21 protein-coding genes are annotated in these 17,883 nt (G+C 67.2%); 13 read left to right on the forward strand and 8 right to left on the reverse strand.

Annotation, left to right across the window (positions count from 1 at the left end; translation table 11 throughout):
• From FHS74_RS15830 to FHS74_RS15840, 3 genes are all read right to left on the reverse strand, one after another.
• Positions 1-747 carry a DUF599 domain-containing protein gene (locus FHS74_RS15830; RefSeq protein ID WP_184802224.1) on the reverse strand — a complete coding sequence of 249 codons (747 nt, stop codon included), beginning with the start codon at positions 745-747 and terminating at the stop codon, positions 1-3.
• A 76-nt stretch (positions 748-823) separates the two neighbouring features.
• Positions 824-1,495, reverse strand: coding sequence for a maleylacetoacetate isomerase (gene maiA / locus FHS74_RS15835; RefSeq protein ID WP_343066925.1), 672 nt, complete (start codon positions 1,493-1,495; stop codon positions 824-826).
• Positions 1,496-1,523: 28 nt separating this feature from the next.
• Positions 1,524-2,615, reverse strand: coding sequence for a fumarylacetoacetate hydrolase family protein (locus FHS74_RS15840; RefSeq protein WP_184802226.1), 1,092 nt, complete (start codon positions 2,613-2,615; stop codon positions 1,524-1,526).
• 352 nt (positions 2,616-2,967) lie between these two features.
• Between FHS74_RS15840 and FHS74_RS15845 the strand changes: the two genes are divergently transcribed.
• Positions 2,968-3,444, forward strand: coding sequence for a MarR family winged helix-turn-helix transcriptional regulator (locus FHS74_RS15845; RefSeq protein ID WP_184802228.1), 477 nt, complete (start codon positions 2,968-2,970; stop codon positions 3,442-3,444).
• A 363-nt stretch (positions 3,445-3,807) separates the two neighbouring features.
• Here the strand turns inward: FHS74_RS15845 and FHS74_RS15850 are convergent, their stop codons facing one another.
• Together FHS74_RS15850 and FHS74_RS15855 are read right to left on the reverse strand one after the other, a co-directional pair.
• Positions 3,808-5,982: a xanthine dehydrogenase family protein molybdopterin-binding subunit gene (locus FHS74_RS15850; RefSeq protein ID WP_246463161.1), complete on the reverse strand. Its 2,175-nt coding sequence runs from the start codon at positions 5,980-5,982 to the stop codon at positions 3,808-3,810.
• Between the two features lie 17 nt (positions 5,983-5,999).
• Entirely contained in the window at positions 6,000-6,464 is a 465-nt protein-coding gene (locus FHS74_RS15855; RefSeq protein ID WP_184802232.1) for a (2Fe-2S)-binding protein, read from the reverse strand.
• A 578-nt stretch (positions 6,465-7,042) separates the two neighbouring features.
• Here FHS74_RS15855 and FHS74_RS15860 point away from each other — a divergent pair.
• The 3 genes from FHS74_RS15860 (at position 7,043) to FHS74_RS15870 (ending at position 10,091) form a co-directional block, all read left to right on the forward strand.
• A complete protein-coding gene (locus tag FHS74_RS15860; RefSeq protein ID WP_246463162.1) occupies positions 7,043-8,101 on the forward strand; it encodes an amino acid ABC transporter substrate-binding protein in 1,059 nt (352 codons plus the stop codon).
• 145 nt (positions 8,102-8,246) lie between these two features.
• Positions 8,247-9,497 (forward strand): dicarboxylate/amino acid:cation symporter, encoded by a 1,251-nt coding sequence (locus FHS74_RS15865; protein ID WP_184802234.1) that lies wholly within the window; start codon positions 8,247-8,249, stop codon positions 9,495-9,497.
• Between the two features lie 402 nt (positions 9,498-9,899).
• The gene (locus FHS74_RS15870; RefSeq protein ID WP_184802236.1) at positions 9,900-10,091 is read left to right on the forward strand and encodes a hypothetical protein; all 192 of its coding nucleotides are present in this window, start codon (positions 9,900-9,902) and stop codon (positions 10,089-10,091) included.
• 201 nt (positions 10,092-10,292) lie between these two features.
• Here the strand turns inward: FHS74_RS15870 and FHS74_RS15875 are convergent, their stop codons facing one another.
• The 3 genes from FHS74_RS15875 to hslV all read right to left on the reverse strand — a co-directional run bounded on the left by FHS74_RS15875 (position 10,293) and on the right by hslV (position 12,769).
• Positions 10,293-10,499: a hypothetical protein gene (locus tag FHS74_RS15875; RefSeq protein ID WP_184802238.1), complete on the reverse strand. Its 207-nt coding sequence runs from the start codon at positions 10,497-10,499 to the stop codon at positions 10,293-10,295.
• A gap of 390 nt (positions 10,500-10,889) precedes the next feature.
• Complete coding sequence (gene hslU, locus FHS74_RS15880; RefSeq protein ID WP_184802239.1) at positions 10,890-12,200, reverse strand: ATP-dependent protease ATPase subunit HslU; 1,311 nt, start codon at positions 12,198-12,200, stop codon at positions 10,890-10,892.
• A gap of 8 nt (positions 12,201-12,208) precedes the next feature.
• On the reverse strand, positions 12,209-12,769 hold the full coding sequence (hslV, locus tag FHS74_RS15885; RefSeq protein ID WP_184802241.1) for an ATP-dependent protease subunit HslV: 561 nt from the start codon (positions 12,767-12,769) through the stop codon (positions 12,209-12,211).
• 139 nt (positions 12,770-12,908) lie between these two features.
• Here hslV and hisB point away from each other — a divergent pair, with 139 nt between their 5' ends.
• From hisB to FHS74_RS15930, 9 genes are all read left to right on the forward strand, one after another.
• A complete protein-coding gene (hisB, locus tag FHS74_RS15890; protein ID WP_184802243.1) occupies positions 12,909-13,532 on the forward strand; it encodes an imidazoleglycerol-phosphate dehydratase HisB in 624 nt (207 codons plus the stop codon).
• Between the two features lie 32 nt (positions 13,533-13,564).
• On the forward strand, positions 13,565-14,230 hold the full coding sequence (gene hisH / locus FHS74_RS15895; RefSeq protein ID WP_184802245.1) for an imidazole glycerol phosphate synthase subunit HisH: 666 nt from the start codon (positions 13,565-13,567) through the stop codon (positions 14,228-14,230).
• Positions 14,231-14,328: 98 nt separating this feature from the next.
• Positions 14,329-14,913, forward strand: a complete 585-nt coding sequence (locus tag FHS74_RS15900) for a GNAT family N-acetyltransferase (protein ID WP_184802247.1) — start codon at positions 14,329-14,331, stop codon at positions 14,911-14,913.
• Between the two features lie 21 nt (positions 14,914-14,934).
• A complete protein-coding gene (gene hisA / locus FHS74_RS15905) occupies positions 14,935-15,675 on the forward strand; it encodes a 1-(5-phosphoribosyl)-5-[(5-phosphoribosylamino)methylideneamino]imidazole-4-carboxamide isomerase (protein ID WP_184802249.1) in 741 nt (246 codons plus the stop codon).
• Positions 15,675-16,436, forward strand: a complete 762-nt coding sequence (hisF, locus tag FHS74_RS15910) for an imidazole glycerol phosphate synthase subunit HisF (RefSeq protein WP_184802251.1) — start codon at positions 15,675-15,677, stop codon at positions 16,434-16,436. Before hisA ends, hisF begins: the two co-directional genes overlap by 1 nt.
• A gap of 3 nt (positions 16,437-16,439) precedes the next feature.
• Entirely contained in the window at positions 16,440-16,757 is a 318-nt protein-coding gene (locus tag FHS74_RS15915) for a phosphoribosyl-ATP diphosphatase (protein WP_184802253.1), read from the forward strand.
• 30 nt (positions 16,758-16,787) lie between these two features.
• Positions 16,788-17,150, forward strand: a complete 363-nt coding sequence (locus tag FHS74_RS15920; protein ID WP_184802256.1) for a histidine triad nucleotide-binding protein — start codon at positions 16,788-16,790, stop codon at positions 17,148-17,150.
• A 61-nt stretch (positions 17,151-17,211) separates the two neighbouring features.
• The gene (locus FHS74_RS15925) at positions 17,212-17,445 is read left to right on the forward strand and encodes an AbrB/MazE/SpoVT family DNA-binding domain-containing protein (RefSeq protein WP_184802258.1); all 234 of its coding nucleotides are present in this window, start codon (positions 17,212-17,214) and stop codon (positions 17,443-17,445) included.
• A gap of 21 nt (positions 17,446-17,466) precedes the next feature.
• A complete protein-coding gene (locus tag FHS74_RS15930) occupies positions 17,467-17,877 on the forward strand; it encodes a type II toxin-antitoxin system death-on-curing family toxin (RefSeq protein ID WP_211106331.1) in 411 nt (136 codons plus the stop codon).
• Positions 17,878-17,883 lie beyond the last annotated feature (6 nt).

Raw genomic sequence — 17,883 nt, forward strand, 5'->3', positions numbered from 1 at the left:
TCACGCCCCTTCCGGCGGCTGGGGCTGGGTGCGTTCCGGCAGCACCATGCGCACCGCCGTGCCGAAGCGCCGCACGGCGTGGAAGGCGCGGGAGTGGAAGTGGCGGCGCACCAGCACGACGATCACCAGGGTGGTTGAGGCCATGAAGGCCAGCGGGTGGACGAACCAGCCCAGCGCGGCGAAGCCGAAGTAATAGGCGCGCACCCCGGCATTGAAGCTCTGCACCGCCAGGGACAGGAGCGCCGCCGCGGCGTCCGCCGCCTCCTCCACATCCACGTTGGGTGGGTGGTTGGTGGCGTCCGGCATGGCGCCGATCAGGGCGCAGGTATAGTTGTACTGCCGCACCGCCCAAGTGAACTGGAAGAAGGCGTAGACCAACACGCCCAGCAGCAGGAACAGCTTCACCTCCACCAGGGCGCCCGAGGCCGTGCTGGTGACGTGCATCTTTTCCACCAGCGCCGCCAGCCGGTCGGCGTTCACCAGGGCGCTAAGGTCGCCGGCGATCAGCAGCACGGTGGTGGAGGCGAAGAACGACACGCTCTGGATCAGATGGCCCAGCAACTGGCCATCCAGCAGGCGGGTATCGCGCGCCTGCATGTTGCGCATCCACACCTCGCGCACCGTGCGCATGTGCAGGTTCAGGCTGGCCGGCGCGCCCGGCAGGCGGAAGACGACGTTATAGCCACCCCACAACACGAAGAAGGTGACGATCGCCAGCAGGTCCAGCGGGGCCAGGTCGAAGGGCATGGGAGCAGGGCTGTTTTCAGGCGGAGGCGGGAACGGGGGCCATCATGCCCTGCCGCCGCCCGCCAGGCGAGAGGGTTCAGGCGGGCGCGTCGGCCTGACGCTCCGGCGCCGCGTCGGCGAAGGCCGGCAGGGCGGACGCGGCGGCGTCGATGGCCACCAGGGTGGGGCAGGCGCCGAGGTCGGCGTTGAAGCGGCGGGCATTGAACATCTGCGGCACCAGCACCAGGTCGGCCAGGCCCGGCGTGTCGCCAAAGCAGAAGCGGCCCGCGTGGGGCTTCACCATCGCCTCCACCGCCGCCAGGCCGGTTTCCATCCAGTGGCGTACCCAGCGGCCGGCCCGCTCCTCATCCACGCCCATCTCACCCTTCAGGTATTTCTGGACCCGCAGGTTGTTGAGGGGATGGATGTCGCAGGCGATGGCCAGGGCCACGGCGCGGGCCTGGGCCCGGGCGATGGGGTCGGTCGGCAGCAGGGCGGGGGTGGGATGGACCTCCTCCAGATACTCCACGATGGCCAGCGACTGGGTCAGCAGGTGCCGGCTCCCACCGACAGCGTCGTCGATCACCGCCAGGGTGGGCAACTGGCCCTGCGGGTTGAGTTCCAGATAGCCGGGCTTCAACTGCTCCCCGCCATCGCGCAGCAGGTGCACCGGCACCTGCTCGGCGGTCAGGCCCTTCAGGTTCAGGGCGATGCGCACGCGGTAGGCGGCGGAGGAGCGGAAGTAGGTGTAGAGCGCCAGTGTCGACATGGGGATCAGGCGGGTCCTTGAGGGGCGGTCAGGGAAGGGGAACGGGAATGGGCTCCGGGGTCGCCGGCTGCGCCCGGTACGGCGCCACCGTCTGTTCGATGGCGCCGAAGATGCTGGCGCCCTGGGCGTCGCGCATCTCGATGCGCACGGTGTCGCCGAAGCGCAGGAAGGGCGTCGTGGCCTGGCCCTGCCGCAGCGTTTCCACCGTCCGCACCTCCGCCAGGCAGGAATAACCCACGCCGCCCTGGGAGATAGGCAGGCCGGGGCCGCCATCCGGCCCCCGGTTGGACACGGTGCCGGAGCCGATGATGGTGCCGGCCGAAAGCGGCCGGGTGCGGGCGGCATGCGCGATCAGCTGGCCGAAATCGAAGGTCATGTCGACGCCGGCGTTGGGCCGGCCGAACGGCTGGCCATTGATGGATGACAGCAGGTCCAGGTGCAGCTTGCCCTCACGCCAGGCGTCGCCCAGGGCGTCCGGCGTCACCGCCACGGGGGAGAAGGCGCTGGACGGCTTGGACTGGAAGAAGCCGAAGCCCTTGGCCAGTTCCGCCGGGATCAGGCCGCGCAGCGACACGTCGTTGACCAGCATGACCAGGCGGACCAGGCCGCGCGCATCCGCCGCCGACACGCCCATGGGCACGTCGCCGGTGATCACCGCCACCTCCCCCTCCAGGTCGATGCCCCAGGCCTCGTCCGCCGCCAGGATGGGATCGCGCGGGCCAAGAAGGCTGTCGGAGCCGCCCTGGTACATCAGCGGGTCGGTCCAGAAGCTGGGCGGCATGTCGGCGCCCCGCGCCTTGCGCACCAGTTCCACATGGTTGACATAGGCCGAGCCGTCGGCCCATTGGAACGCGCGCGGCAGGGGGGCGGCGCAGGCCGACTCGACGAAGGCCTCGAACGGGGTCACGCCCGCGTCCAATTCCGCCGCCACCTCGGCCAGGCGGGGCGCCACCTCCGCCCAGTGATCCAGCGCCTGTTGCAGCGTGGCGGCGATGCCGGGCACGGCGCGGCAGCGGGTGAGATCGGATGAGACGACGACCAGGATGCCGTCACGGCCCACCTGGGCCCGCACGGCGGCGTCCAGCGTCTGGTCCAGCGATTTCAGGGTTGCCAGCTTCATGAGGGAGGAGCCTTTCCTTCTGCCCCGCCGGCCCCTAGCGTGTCAGCGGGGCGAACAGGGTCGGCAGGAAAAGCGGCGCCCTCAAGGCGGCCAGCCCGCCCGGAGAGGACGGGGGCGCCTTGAGATCACACGGGATAAACGGGGCGGTTTCCTCCCAACCCGTCTTCCACCCCCCGGGGCGGCTCCCGTTAAGGACAACCCCAATGACAGAGTGGACAGCGGTCGGTTTTATCGTTTCAAATGAAACGTTATAAGTACAGTAGGCTGCGGGGGTTCCGCTGTCAAGCGGCCGCCCACGCGCCTTTTGGCAGCCCCTGCCGTCGCCACAGTCTTGTTACAGGTTCCGTCCATCATGCCCCCGGATTTGCAGCTGAACCGCTTCCTGCCCTATCGGCTGAACATCCTGTCGAAAAAGGTCAGCCTGGCGCTGGCCACGCGGTATCAGGAGCGTTTCGGCCTCAGCATCCCGGAGTGGCGGGTGTTCGCCACCCTGGGCCAGGAGCAGCCGCTATCGTCCAACGACATCGTGGAACGCACGGCCATGGACAAGGCCAAGGTCAGCCGGGCGGTGAACCGCCTGGTGGAGTGTGGCCTGCTGGACCGCCAGCCCCACCCCCGTGACCAGCGCCTGCTGCGCCTGTCGTTCAGCGCCCGGGGCCGTGATCTCTATACCCAGGTGGCGCCGGAGGCCCTGGCCTGGGAGAAGCAGCTGTTGTCCGTGCTGACCGAGGCCGAACGCGCCCAGCTATGGGCCCTGATGGAACGGCTGGAACAGCGGGTGGCGGAGGAGATCCCGGCCAGCGCGCCATTGTCGGACTCTCTTGATTAGTTCCTCAGGCGCCGGCAGGCCCATCCGGGCCTTTGGCTATCCTCCCTTTGCAGTCCGCTAACGCTCCCCGCAAAGGTCCGGCGGCCCCAGTCGGGGCCGTTGACTTTCCTCAAGCGCCGGCGGGCCATCCGGGCCTTTGGCTATCCTCCCTTTGCAGTCCGCTAACGCTCCCCGCAAAGGTCCGGCGGCCCCAGTCGGGGGCGTTGACTTTCCTCAAGCGCCGGCGGGCCATCCGGCCCTGGGCTTGTCCTCGATTTCCAGTCCGCTGGCGCTCCCCGGAAATCTCCGGCGGCCGCGGTCGCGGCCTACAGCGGCGTGAGGCTGGACCTCACGCCGCTGAGGCATTGGTGCGGGATTCGATACCTAAACGCTGACCGTCCCGGTGAAGGGCAGATCGCGGATGCGCTTGCCGGTCAGGGCCGCGATGGCGTTGGCCACCGCCGGCCCCAGGGGGGGCACGCCGGGTTCGCCCACACCGGTGGGCGGGTTGGCGCTGGGGACGATGTGCACCTCCACCTTGGGCATCTCATCGATGCGCAGGCAGCGGTAGGTGTCGAAGTTGGACTGGTCGACCGTGCCGTCGGTCATGGTGATGGCGCCGAACAGCACGGCCCCCAGGCCATAGCCGATGCCGCCTTCCATCTGCGCCTTGACCACGTCGGGCGTGACGGCGATACCGCAATCGACGGCGCAGACGACCCGCTCCACCTTGAGGCGGCCCTTGTCGTCCTGCGACACCTCGGCCACGTGGGCGACGACGGAACGGAAGCTTTCCGCCACCGCCACGCCGCGCGCCCAGCCCTTGGGCAGCGGCTTGCCCCAGCCGGCCTTCTCCACCGCCAGGTTCAGCACCGCCAGGTGGCGCGGATGCTTTTCCATCAGTGTGCGGCGGAAGGCCACCGGGTCCTGCTTGGCCTCCACCGCCAGCTCATCGATGAAGCTTTCCACGGCGAAGGAGGTGTGGGTGGAGCCCACGGACCGCCACCACAGCACCGGCACCGGCGAGGTGGTGGTGTGCAGGTCGACCAGGCGGTTGGGGATGTCGTACGGAATCTCCGCCGCCCCTTCCACCGAGGTGTTGTCCGGCTTGCCCTTCTGCTCGAACATGCTGCCGGCCATGATGCTCTGGCCGACGATGCGGTGCTTCCATGCCAGCAAGGCCCCATCGGCGCCCAGCTTGGCTTCCATGCCGTGGACATAGATCGGCCGGTAACGGCCGCCGCGGATGTCATCCTCCCGCGACCAGATCAGCTTCACCGGCGATCCCGCCAGCTTGCCGCCCTGCACCTTGGCGTCGGACAGCGCCTTGGCGATGGTCACACCCTCGACGATGTAATCCGATTCCAGGTTGGCGCGGCGGCCGAAGCTGCCGCCGGCATAGACGGTGTTGATGGTGATCTGTTCCGGCTTCAGGCCGGCCGCCTGGGCGGCGTTCATCTGGTCCACCGTCTGGAACTGGTCACCGGCCCAGATCTCGCACCCGTCCTTGCCCAGCTTGACCACGCAGGTCAGCGGCTCCATCGGCGCGTGCGCCAGGTAGGGGAAGCTGAATTCGGCCTTCACCACCTTGGCCGCCTTCACCGCGTCCACATCGCCTTCCTTGGTCACCTGCTCGCCCGGCGTGGACAGCAGGGCCTTGTAGTCCTTGATGATGGCGTCGGTGCCGCGCTTCTCCGCCGCACTCTCGTCCCAGGTGACCTTCAGCGCCTCACGCCCCTGGTGCGCCGCCCAGTAGGAGGTGGCGACGACGGCGACGCCACGCGGGATCTCCACCACCTCGACCACGCCCTTCACCGCCTTGGCGGCCTTGGCATCGACGGTCTGGGCCTTGGCGCCGAACTTGGGCGGACGCCGCACCACCGCCACCAGCATGTTCGGCTGGGCGACGTCGATGGCGAACACGGCCTTGCCCGTGCTCTTCTCCACACTGTCCTTGCGCGGCAGGTGCGTGCCGATCAGCGTGAAATCCTTCGGGTCCTTCAGCGGCACGTCGGCCGGCACGGGCAGCGTCGCCGCCTTGGCCGCCAGCTCCCCGAACTTGGCGCTGTGCTTGCCGGAGGACACCACGCCCTTGGACACGGTGATCTCGGAGGCCGGCACGCCCCAGGTCTGGGCCGCCGCAGCCACCAGCAGGGCCCGCGCCGTGGCGCCGGCCTGGCGCAGCTGCGTCCAGGAATTGTAGGTGGAGGTCGAGCCGCCGGTGCCCTGGATGGGGCCGAAGGCGCTGTTGTTGTACAGCTTGGCGTTGGCGGGCGCCGCCTCCGCCTTCATCTGCGCCCAGTCGGCGTCCATCTCCTCCGCCACGATGGCGGTGAGGCCAGTGTAGACGCCCTGCCCCATCTCCAGGTGCTTGATCAGCACGGTGACGGTGCTGTCGGGCGCCACCTTCACGAAGGCGTTGGGCTCGAACGCCTTGCCGGCTTCGGCGGGGGCGGCCAGCGCGCGGCGGCCGGTGGCGGTCCAGGTGAAGCCCACCATCAGGCCCACCCCGGCGCCGCCGGTGACCTGCAGGAAACGGCGGCGATTCGTCTCGGTCATGTGTCCATCCGGCATGATCAGATCTCCAGCGCCTTGGCCGCTTCATGAATGGCGGCACGGATGCGGACATAGGTGGAACACCGGCAGAGGTTGCCGCTCATGGCGCTGTCGATGTCCTGGTCGGTGGGCTTGGGCGTGTCGGTCAACAACGCCACGGCGGACATGATCTGGCCGGATTGGCAATAACCGCACTGGACCACGTCCAGCTTGACCCAGGCGTCCTGCACCGCCTTGGCCACCTTGCCCTCCAGCCCCTCGATGGTGGTCACCTTCGACCCGGCGATGGAGCCGATGGGGGTGGAGCAGGAGCGCACGGGCTGGCCGTCGACATGCATGGTGCAGGCGCCGCACTGGGCGGCACCGCAACCGAACTTGGACCCGGTCTTCCCCGCGATTTCCCGCACCGCCCAGAGCAGCGGCATGTCGGGGTCGGCGTCGACCGACCAGGGCTTTCCATTGAGGGTGAGTTTGATGGGCGGCATGGGATGGATTCCAATCCTGCGGCTAGGTCGTGTCGGGCATCCCCTTCCCACCGCCGCCGCCCAGCGGGGGCGACGGGCTTGAGCCCCCGGCCCGATGCGGACGAACAGGGTGGCAAGGCCGTGGGTAGGCAAGGAATGCGGAACGGCGGGCAACCCCTCACCCGCCGGAAGTCACGGATCTACCACGCCGGTGTAGAAATGGCCAACTCGTCCAATTGGAGAGCTTGCGACAGAAGCGCTTTATTCCCACATTAACGGGCGTTTGCGGTACCGACCCGCCGGATTTATTTGGCGATGCCCGTTATTTCCATTGAGATATAGCGTTTGTTCGCGGCAACTCAACAGTGGGGGCCATTGTTGGGTGGGCGCGGCCCAACACGCGCCAGGACCTGCGGTTGCGCCCTGACGCGCTCCGCCCCCAAAAGGCGATTCCGCCTTTGGGCGATCTGCTCTAGGCGCCCGCACGGCCCTTTTGTATCTTGCCACCGTCAGGTGAATATCTTGGGCGGCCAAAGAGTTGGGCGCCGATGCGATAGCCTGGCGCGATCAACGGGCGACAGGGGCGTCGGAAAATGGGAATGGCGGCGACTCGTCCACAGGCGACGGTGCTGGGCATTGTTCTGGCGATGGGCCTGGCACTGGCGGCGCAAGTGGCATCGGCCGCGCCCCCCACCCCAGGCCCATCCACCTTGGATCAGGTCCGCCAGCGCGGCATCCTGCGCTGCGGCGTCAACACCGGTCTGCCGGGCTTCGGCGCGCCGGACAGCCAGGGCGACTGGACCGGCCTGGACGTGGACGTCTGCCGCGCCGTGGCCGCCGCCGTGGTGGGCGATGCCCGCAAGGTGGAATTCATCCCCCTCAGCGGCCGCCAGCGCTTCAGCAGCCTGCTGTCGGGGGAGATCGACCTGTTGTCGCGCAACACCACCTGGACGCTGACCCGCGACGCCCAGGGCATGGAGTTCGCCCCACCCGTCTATTACGATGGCCAGGGCTTCATGGTCCGCCGCGCGTTCAAGGCGCGCAGCGTGCGCGACCTGGACGGCGCCACCATCTGCGTGCAGCAAGGCACCACCACCGAGCTGAACCTGGCCGATTATTTCCGGTCCGTGGGCATGAGCTACAAGCCGCTGGCCGTCGAGGATTTGCGCGAACTGGTGGAGGCCTTCTTCGCCGGCCGGTGCGACGCCTACACCACCGACGCCTCGGCCCTGGCCGCCACGCGGGCGGCGCAGACGGTCAGCGCCGACGATTACCTGATCCTGCCCGAACTGATCTCGAAGGAGCCGCTGGCGCCGGCGGTGCGCAAGGGGGACGGGCAGTGGTTCGACATCGTCAAATGGACGGTCTTCGCCCTGATCGAGGCGGAGGAGCGGGGCGTGACCCAGGCCAACGTCCGCGACAACCTGGCCTCCTCCGCCCCCGGCGTGCAGCGCTTGCTGGGCGTGGGCGCCGGCGTGGGCCTGGGCAAGTCCCTGGGCCTGGACGACCAGTGGGCCGTGCGCGTCATATCCCAGGTCGGTAACTACGGCGAAGTGTTCGAGCGCAACGTGGGACGGAATTCCGTCCTGCGCCTGGACCGGGGATTGAACGCGCTGTGGAACCGGGGCGGCCTGATGTATGCCATGCCCATACGGTGAAACGACGATTTCGGCAGGCTTGGGACCTTGGCGCGCAAGCCGCGATTGTGTCGAGAGCGGTTTCAGGGCAAGTAGACAGCAACAGAAAATTTGACGGGCCTTAAAGCCAGATGGGGCGGGGCCGGCCATCGGGGGATAGGTTTCAATGCAGCAAAAGCGCTTCACCCTGTTCGTCCTGGGCGCGATGGTCCTTGGCATCGCCACCGGCGCCGTGGGCCACAGCCTGCCTGTGGCGGACGGCGCCGCCCTGGCCAGCACCCTGTCCATCGTCACCGACGTCTTCCTGCGCCTGATCAAGATGATCATCGCCCCCCTGGTCTTCTCCACCCTGGTGGTGGGGATCGCCCATATGGAGGATGTGGCCGCCATCGGCCGGGTGGGCGTGAAGACCCTGGGCTGGTTCCTGCTGGCCGGCATCGTCTCGCTGGTGCTGGGCCTGGTCATGGTGCAGCTCCTGGAGCCCGGCGTGGGCATGGCCCTGCCCGATCCCACCGCCGGAGGCAAGGCGCCGGACGCCGCCGTGTTCACGCTGAAGAACTTCATCGAGCACACGGTGCCCCGCTCGGTGATCGAGGCCATGGCCAATAACGAGATCCTGCAGATCGTCGTCTTTTCCATTTTCGCCGGCATCGCCATCGCGTCGGTGAAGGACAAGGTGCCGGTGGTGGTGCATCTGGTGGAACAGATCGCCACGGTCATGCTCAAGATCACCAGCTACGTCATGATGTTCGCGCCGCTGGCCATCTTCGCGGCCCTGGCCGCCACGGTGACGACGCAGGGGCTGCAGGTGCTGGGCAGCTACGTCAAGTTCGTCGGCGGCTTCTACCTGGCCATGGCGCTGCTATGGATGGTGCTGCTGGCGGCGGCCGTGCCCTTCATCGGTGGCCGGGTGCGCGAACTGGTCAGCGCCATCCGCCAGCCGGTGCTGCTGGCCTTCTCCACCGCCAGTTCCGAAGCGGCCTACCCGCGCACGCTGGAGCGGCTGCAGGCCTTCGGCGCCGCCCGCAAGATCGTCAGTTTCGTCCTGCCGCTGGGGTATTCGTTCAACCTCGACGGCTCGATGATCTACTGCACCTTCGCCACCATGTTCATCGCCCAGGCCTACGGCATCCACATCAGCGTCGGCCAGCAGGTGGAGATGCTGGGCCTGCTGCTGCTGACCAGCAAGGGCATCGCCGGCGTGCCGCGCGCCTCGCTGGTGGTCATCGCCGCCGCCCTGCCCTTCTTCCACATCCCGTCGGAGGGCATGGTGCTGGTGCTGGCCGTGGACCATCTGCTGGACATGGGCCGCAGCGCCACCAACGTGGTGGGTGTCTCAGTCGCCGCCGCCGTCATCGCCAAGTGGGAAGGCCTGCTGGGCAAAGGCCACCTGGCCGACGGGGAAGAGGACATCTGAGCGTCCCGCCAGGGACACCAATACAGAAAAGGGGGGTGGCATGGCGCACCTCCCCCAACGGCGGGCCCCAAGCCCGCCGTTTCCGTTTGGAGGCCGTCGCGCCAAGGCCTTGTGGCGCCACGCTTTGCCGGCCCTCCTGCGGCCAGGTGCCCTACCCCGTTCGATGGCCGACGGTTTGGGCCGGCCCCCGCCGTAAAACCTCATGTACCGCAAGGGTATGCCGGATGGCCGCTGACATTCACGGCCACAAACCCGACATCCCCCTGTCATAGCCGTCTGCCATGCTCATATATGCCCCATGGCGATGGTCGGGCCGTCCCGCGCTTTCGAAAGCGGGACACGCCTGGAACCCGGAAGCCTGGATCAGGCTTGCACAAAGCCCAAGAAGGGAGGGTGAGACACATGATGGTGCACCACGAACCCCGCCTGAACGATCTGCTGGAGGACCCCGTGGTCCGTCTGGTGATGGAACGTGATGGCGTTTACCGCGATGACGTCCTGAACATGATGCGTGCCGTGGCCCGGAAGGCGGCCCCGGCCAAAGCCGCCGTGCCCAAAACAGCCGCGCCCGAGCCCGCCCTGGGCCATGCCTGAGCATCTACGCCCAAGGCCCGGCCCCCGCATCCCCCGCCCCGGACTCGCTTGAGCCGTTGCCGGCGTCGCCTGGTTGATCCGCCGCCCTCGGAGCCGTCCGCCGGGGTGCGGCCCCGGAAGAAACGCCCCCGCGAGATCACGCAAATAAAAAGGGCGACCTCAGGGCCGCCCGGCAAACGTCTATCCTTGTCCGCACCAAGATTATCGTTCGAGCGGCGCATCCGACAACTGGGCGGGAGCCTTGGCCGGTGCCGCATTGCTTTCCCCCGACGAGGACCAGGCGGCGAACAGGATCATGCCCACGACCGTCAGGGCCAGCAGCAGCCAGCGGCGGGCGCTCGTGTCCGTCGTTGTTCTGATCCGTGTCAGTGGCAGATCCACCACCGTCTCGCCAATATCGCCGCTCATCACCACCCCCGGACATTTTTCCTGGGTTGACCCTCTGCGTGAACAATAAAGTTACGCAACGGGGTCTTCATACCTCTCTTTAGGTATAATTAGCCTATCCTTTCATTAAAGATTCTCTCTGTGTCCTGGATCACACACATCAATCCCAAGAGAAATTTAAGTCAATTGATGTGTTAATGGATTAAATAACCAAGACACCGTTGTCTGATGCACCGCGTCATGGCCAGCATTCCGTCGCTTCAGCCTGGACGCGGTTCCGTTTCAGTCCAACACCTCCACCCCAAAGGGATGTGAGTGGCGAATCGCTCGCCCTTTGCTTGTGGCGCTGACAAAAAAGGGGACGGGACCCAGCGGCCCCGCCCCTTCGCCAACGGCAAGCCGACGCCCGTTTTACAGGATGAACTTGCTGAGGTCGGCGTTCTTGGCCAGATCGGACACCTTTTCCCGGACGTAAGCCGCGTCGATCGCCACGCTGCTGCCAGCCTGGTCGGCGGCGGAGAAGCTGATTTCCTCCAGCAGGCGTTCCAGCACGGTGTGCAGGCGGCGGGCGCCGATATTCTCCACCGTGCTGTTGATCTGCACCGCCAGGCGCGCCAGCTCGTCGATGGCGTCGTCGGTAAAGCTGAGCGCCACCTCCTCGGTCTTCAGCAGGGCCACGTACTGCTTGATCAGGCTGGCCTCAGGCTCCGTCAGGATGCGGCGGAAATCCTCCTCGGTCAGGGGCTTCAGTTCCACCCGGATGGGCAGGCGGCCCTGCAACTCCGGCAGCAGGTCGGACGGCTTGGCCACGTGAAAGGCGCCGGACGCGATGAACAGGATGTGGTCGGTCTTGACCGCGCCATGCTTGGTGTTGACCGTCGTGCCCTCGATCAGGGGCAACAGGTCGCGCTGCACCCCCTCGCGGCTGACATCGCCGCCACCCCGGTTTTCCGAGCGGGCGGTGATCTTGTCGATCTCATCCAGGAAGACGATACCGTTCTGCTCCACGGCGTGGATGGCATCGGCCACCACCGTCTCGTTGTCCAGCAGCTTGTCGGACTCCTCGGCCATCAGCACGGTGTGGCTTTCAGAAACGGTCATGCGGCGGGGCTTGGTCCGGCCGGCGAAGGCCTTGCCGAAGATGTCGCCCAGATTGATCATGCTCATGGAGCCGCCGGGCATGCCGGGGATGTCGAAGGCCGGGGCGGACGCGGCGTTGTCCTGCACCTGGATCTCGATCTCCTTGTCGTTCAGCTGACCCTCGCGCAGCATCTTGCGGAACTTCTGGCGGGTCTCGGCCGAGGCGCTTTCGCCCACCAGGGCGTCCAGCACCCGTTCCTCGGCGCGCAGCTCGGCCTTGGCCGCCACCTCCTTGCGCAGGCGCTGGCGGGTAAGCCCGATGGCGATCTCCACCAGGTCGCGGACGATCTGTTCCACATCGCGGCCGACATAGCCCACTTCGGTGAACTTGGTCGCCTCCACCTTCAGGAAGGGGGCCTGGGCCAGCTTGGCCAGGCGCCGGGCGATCTCGGTCTTGCCCACGCCGGTGGGGCCGATCATGAGGATGTTCTTGGGCAGAACCTCCTCCTTCAGGCCTTCCGGCAATTGCTGGCGGCGCCAACGGTTGCGCAGCGCGATGGCGACGGCGCGCTTGGCATCCTTCTGGCCGACGATGTAACGGTCCAGTTCGGAGACGATTTCGCGGGGGGAGAAGGAGGTCATCGCCGGGCTCACAGCTTTTCCAGGGTGATGTTGCGGTTGGTGTAGACGCAGATGTCGGCGGCGATGTTCAGCGCCTTGCGGGCGATGGCCTCCGCATCCATGTCGGGCAGGTCGATCAGGGCGCGGGCGGCAGCCAGGGCATAAGCGCCGCCGGAGCCGATGCCGATGATGCCGTCCTCCGGCTCCAGCACGTCGCCATTGCCGGTCAGGATCAGGCTGGCGTTTTTATCGGCCACGGCCATCATCGCCTCAAGCCGGCGCAGGTAGCGGTCGGTGCGCCAATCCTTGGCCAGTTCCACCGCCGCCCGGGTCAGCTGGCCCGGATACTGTTCCAGCTTGGCCTCCAGCCGTTCGAACAGGGTCATCGCGTCCGCCGTGGCGCCGGCGAAGCCGGCCATGACGGACCCGCCGGCCAGGGGGCGCACCTTGCGGGCGTTGGACTTCATCACCGTGTTGCCCACGGACACCTGGCCGTCGCCGGCCACCACCACCTGGCCGTTCTTGCGGACCGAAAGGATGGTGGTGCCGTGCCACTGGATGGGGTCGTGGGTCTTGCCGTAGTCGGACATGGCCTTGAGGCTTCCGTTGGAATTGGGAAGGAATGAAGGGTCCACGGTATGTGGGATGGCGATGATGCGGGTCAAGCCATGCGCCAGAGTCGATGCTCCGGCCCTTTCACGGTAACAGCCTTGCTGCTAAGTAGTGTTTATGGACAGGAACGAACCAGCAGGCGCCCGCAGCAGCACTGTGGAGCGCAAGACCAAGGAAACGCAGATCAGCGTGACCGTGGATCTCGACGGGACCGGCCGCTACGACGTGTCGACCGGCATCGGCTTTCTTGACCACATGCTGGAGCAGCTGTCGCGCCATTCGCTCATCGACCTGACGGTGCGCGCGGTGGGTGACCTGCACATCGATTTCCACCATACGACCGAGGATACCGGCATCGCCATCGGCGAGGCCGTGGCCAAGGCGCTGGGCGACCGCCGCGGCATCAACCGCTATGGCCACGCCTACATCCCCATGGATGAGACGCTGACCCGCGCGGCCATCGACCTGTCCAACCGGCCCTACCTGATCTGGAAGGTCGGGTTCACCCGCGACAAGCTGGGTGAGATGGACACGGAACTGTTCAAGGAATGGTTCCAGGCCTTCGCGTTCGCCGCCGGTGCCACCCTGCACATGGAAAACCTGTACGGGGAGAACAACCACCACATCGTGGAGAGTTGTTACAAGGCCCTGGCCCGCAGCTTACGCGCCGCCATCGAGATCGACCCGCGCAAGGCTGACGCCGTGCCCTCCACCAAGGGTGTGCTGGGCGGTTCGCTCTAATCCTTCCTTCTTGCCAGCCAGGGTTCGCCCCCATGACCGCGACCTCCCCCGCTTCCGTGGCGCTGATCGACTACGGCTCCGGCAACCTGCGCTCCGCCGCCAAGGCGGTGGAGCGCGCGGCGCATGAGGCGGGGCACCATGGGTTGACCGTCGCCGTCACCGCCGACCCCGATGCCATCGCCCGCGCCGATCGCGTCATCCTGCCGGGGGTCGGCGCCTTCGCCGACTGCATGGGCGGCCTGCTGGCGGTTGACGGCCTGAAGGACGCGCTGGAGGAGGCGGTGATCCGTCGCGGTCAGCCCTTCCTGGGTATCTGCGTCGGCATGCAGCTGATGGCCCGCGAGGGGCGCGAACATGGCGTGCACCCGGGCCTGGGCTGGATCGATGCGATCGTGGAACGACTGACGCCGGCCGATCCCACCCTGAAAATCCCGCACATGGGCTGGAACGAGCTGGTGCTGGACCAGGCGGACCATCCCCTGCTGGCCGGCATCGACGCCGGGGCCCATGTCTACTTCGTTCATTCCTATGGCCTGAAGGTGGGCGACCCAGCCCTGCTGAAGGCCCATGCCGACTATGCCGGTTCGATCCCGGCCCTGGTTGGCCGCGACAATTTGGCCGGCACCCAATTCCATCCGGAGAAAAGCCAGGCCACCGGCCTGAAGCTGATCGCCAACTTCCTGGCCTGGAAGCCCTAAGGCCCCGCCCCCGGTATACTGGTCCCAGTTATACTGGTCCCCGGTATACTGACGGTCCTGACGGGACCGTTTCCGCCCGTTACCCAGTCGAGGACCCCATGACCGGCGCCCATCAACCGGCCAGCACTGGCCAGATCACCGTGGAGGTGGTGGAGCGCATCCGCCCCGGCGACATGGGCGATCTGTGCGATGCCGCCGACCTGGCCATCCGCGATGGCGGCGGCTTCGGCTGGGTGACGCCGCCGGCGCGCGAAGCCATGGAGCGCTATTGGAAGGGCGTGATGGTGGTGCCGGAGCGCACCCTGGTGGTGGGCCGCCTGGACGGCGTCGTCGCCGGCTCCGCCCAACTGGTGCGCCCCACCCGCAACAACGAGGCGCAGAGCTTCGCCTGCACCCTGACCACCAGCTTCGTTGCCCCCTGGGCGCGCGGCCATGGCTTGGCCCGGGCGCTGACCCTGGCGGTGGAAGGTGAGGCGCGGGAGCGCGGCTTCCGCATCCTGAACCTGGACGTGCGCGCCACCCAGGTGGCGGCCATCGCGCTGTACCGCACGCTCGGCTACATCGAATGGGGCAGACATCCCCACTATGCGCGGGTGGACGGCCAGGACGTGCCGGGCCTGTTCTTCTACAAAGACCTGACGGAAGCTATCACCGCAACCAGCCGGCACGAAGACCGGCCCTAATTCCAGGACCAGGGCAACCCCATGATCATCTATCCGGCCATCGACCTCAAGGACGGCAACTGCGTGCGCCTGGTGCGCGGCGACATGGACCAGGCCACGGTGTTCAACACCGACCCGGCCGATCAGGCCGCCCGGTTCGCGGCGCAAGGCTTTGAATGGCTGCATCTGGTCGATCTGAACGGCGCCTTCGCCGGCCGTCCGGTCAACGGCGACGCCGTGTCGGCCATCCTGGCGCGGGTGAAGCTGCCGGTGCAGCTGGGCGGTGGCATCCGCGACATCGCCACGATCGAGGATTGGCTGAACCGCGGTGTGGAACGGGTGATCCTGGGCACCATCGCCGTGCGCGACCCCGAGCTGGTGAAACAGGCCTGCCGCCTGTTCCCCGGCCGCGTGGCCGTGGGCATCGACGCCCGCGATGGCCGCGTGGCGGTGGAAGGCTGGGCCGAGGCCTCGGACGTGACCGCCCTGGACCTGGCGCTGAAATTCGAGGATGTGGGCGTCGCCGCCATCATCTACACCGACATCGACCGCGACGGCGCCCTGGGTGGGGTGAACGTGGAGGCGACGGCGGACTTGGCCTCCCACCTGACCACGCCGGTCATCGCCAGCGGCGGCGTCTCCAGCATCGCCGACCTGGCGGCACTGAAGCGCCAGGAATCGACCGGCATCACCGGCGTCATCTGCGGCCGCGCCCTTTATGACGGCCGCATCGACCCGGTGGCGGCCCTGGGCCTGCTGAACCGCCCGGCGGGAGACGTGTGATGCTGAAGCGCCGCATCATCCCCTGCCTGGACGTGAAGGACGGCCGCGTCGTCAAGGGTGTCAACTTCGTCGACCTGGTGGACGCCGGCGACCCGGTGGAACAGGCGCGCCTCTATGACGCCGCCGGGGCGGATGAGCTGACCTTCCTGGACATCACCGCCAGCCACGAGGGCCGGGACACCATCTTCGACGTCGTGCGCCGCACGGCCGAACAGGTGTTCATGCCCCTGACGGTGGGTGGCGGCGTGCGCACGGTGGAGGACATCCGCAAGCTGCTGCTGGCCGGCGCCGACAAGGTGTCGATCAACAGCGCCGCCGTCGCCCGCCCGGAATTCGTGCGCGAGGCGGCGCAGAAGTTTGGCGCCCAATGCGTGGTGGTGGGCATCGACGCCAAGCGCAACACCGACGGACGCTGGGGCGTCTACACCCATGGCGGCCGTAAGGAGACCGGGCTGGACGCGGTGGAGTGGGCGCAGCGCATGGCGGAGTACGGCGCCGGCGAAATCCTGCTGACCTCCATGGACCGTGATGGCACCAAGAGCGGCTTCGACCTGGACCTGACCCGCGCCGTGGCCGACGCCGTGCCGGTGCCGGTGATCGCCTCGGGCGGCGTCGGCACCCTGGATCATCTGGTGGACGGCGTGACCCAGGGCCATGCCTCGGCGGTGCTGGCGGCCAGCATCTTCCATTTCGGCACCTATTCCATCGCCGAGGCCAAGGCCCACATGGCCGCCGCCGGCATTCCCATGCGGGGGGCGTGATCCATGGCCGATCCGCTGAAGGACCTCTACGCCACCATCCTGGCGCGCAAGGGCGGCGATCCGGAAAAGTCGCACACCGCCCGCCTGTTCACCCGGGGCACCGCCAAGATCGCCCAGAAGGTGGGAGAGGAGGCGGTGGAGACGGTGATCGAGGCCATGCGCGGCGACCGCGGCAAGCTGGCCTCCGAATCCGCCGACCTGCTGTATCATCTGCTGGTGCTGTGGGCCGACGCCGGCCTGACACCTGACGACATCTATGCCGTGCTGGCCGCCCGCCAGGGCGTCAGCGGCATCGATGAGAAGAAGAACCGCAAGGGCTGATGCGCCCGCCACCGCTGACGAGGACGTGCCATGGCGTATGACTCAACCAACATCTTCGCCCGCATCCTGCGCGGTGAGATCCCGTGCAAGAAGGCGTTCGAGGACGACCATGTCCTAGCCTTCCACGACATCCACCCCCAAGCCCCGACCCACATCCTGGTCATCCCCAAGGGCGCTTATGTCAGCGCCGCCGACTTTGGCGCCACCGCCAGCGATGCGGAGATCGCCGCCTTCACCCGCGCGGTGGCTCGCATCGCGGCGGAAGCGGGCGTGGAGGGTTCGGGCTATCGCCTGATCTCCAACCACGGCCCCGACAGCCACCAGGAAGTGCCGCATTACCACGTCCACATCCTGGGCGGCCGCCCGCTAGGCCGGCTGGTGACGCCCCTCTGAGGTTCCTTGACCACCCCAACGTTACAACATATGTTGTAACGTCTGTGCGCGAGGTTTCCTTATGTTGAAGAGCACCGCCAAGCTATCTCCTCGCGGCAATTCCCTTGCCGTCACCATCCCCAAGGAGGTGCAGGAGGCCGCAGGCCTGCGCCAGGGTGACGATCTGTCCCTGATCGTTCGCGACGATGGCGTGATCGAGATCCGTCACGCCGCTCCCGGCGAGGCTGATTTGGAAGCCGCCTTCGAATGGAGCCTCGATCGCTACCCCGAAACCTATCGAGACCTTGCGAAGTGAGTTGGGGGGCGAAGTGAGCAGGTGGGCGAAGTGAGCGGGTGGACCTGGGTTCCACCCCACCTCGTCATCAACTGGCATGCCCGGCTGGTGGAACGGTTTGGAGGTGCCTCGGGTATTCGCGACGTCGGTCTGCTGGAGGGCGCCTTGGCCCGGCCGCAAAATCTGGTGGTCTATGGGCAGGCCGTCACGACTGAACGCCTTGCGGCCCTTTATGGGGTTGGCGTCGCCAAAGCCCATGCGTTTTTGGACGGCAATAAGCGCATCGCCTTCGCCGTCATGGTGGCCTTCCTGAGAGCCCACGGCCTCCGCCTCGATGTCTCCGAAGCGGAGGCGACGCGGGTCATGCTGGATGTCGCCGCCAGTGCCATCGGTGAAGCGGAGTTGGAAGCCTGGATCATCCGCAGCTGCCGCACCGAAGCCGCATTGAAGTAAGCAGGA

The sequence above is a fragment of the Nitrospirillum iridis genome (assembly GCF_014205765.1).
In the GTDB taxonomy this organism is placed as follows: domain Bacteria; phylum Pseudomonadota; class Alphaproteobacteria; order Azospirillales; family Azospirillaceae; genus Nitrospirillum; species Nitrospirillum iridis.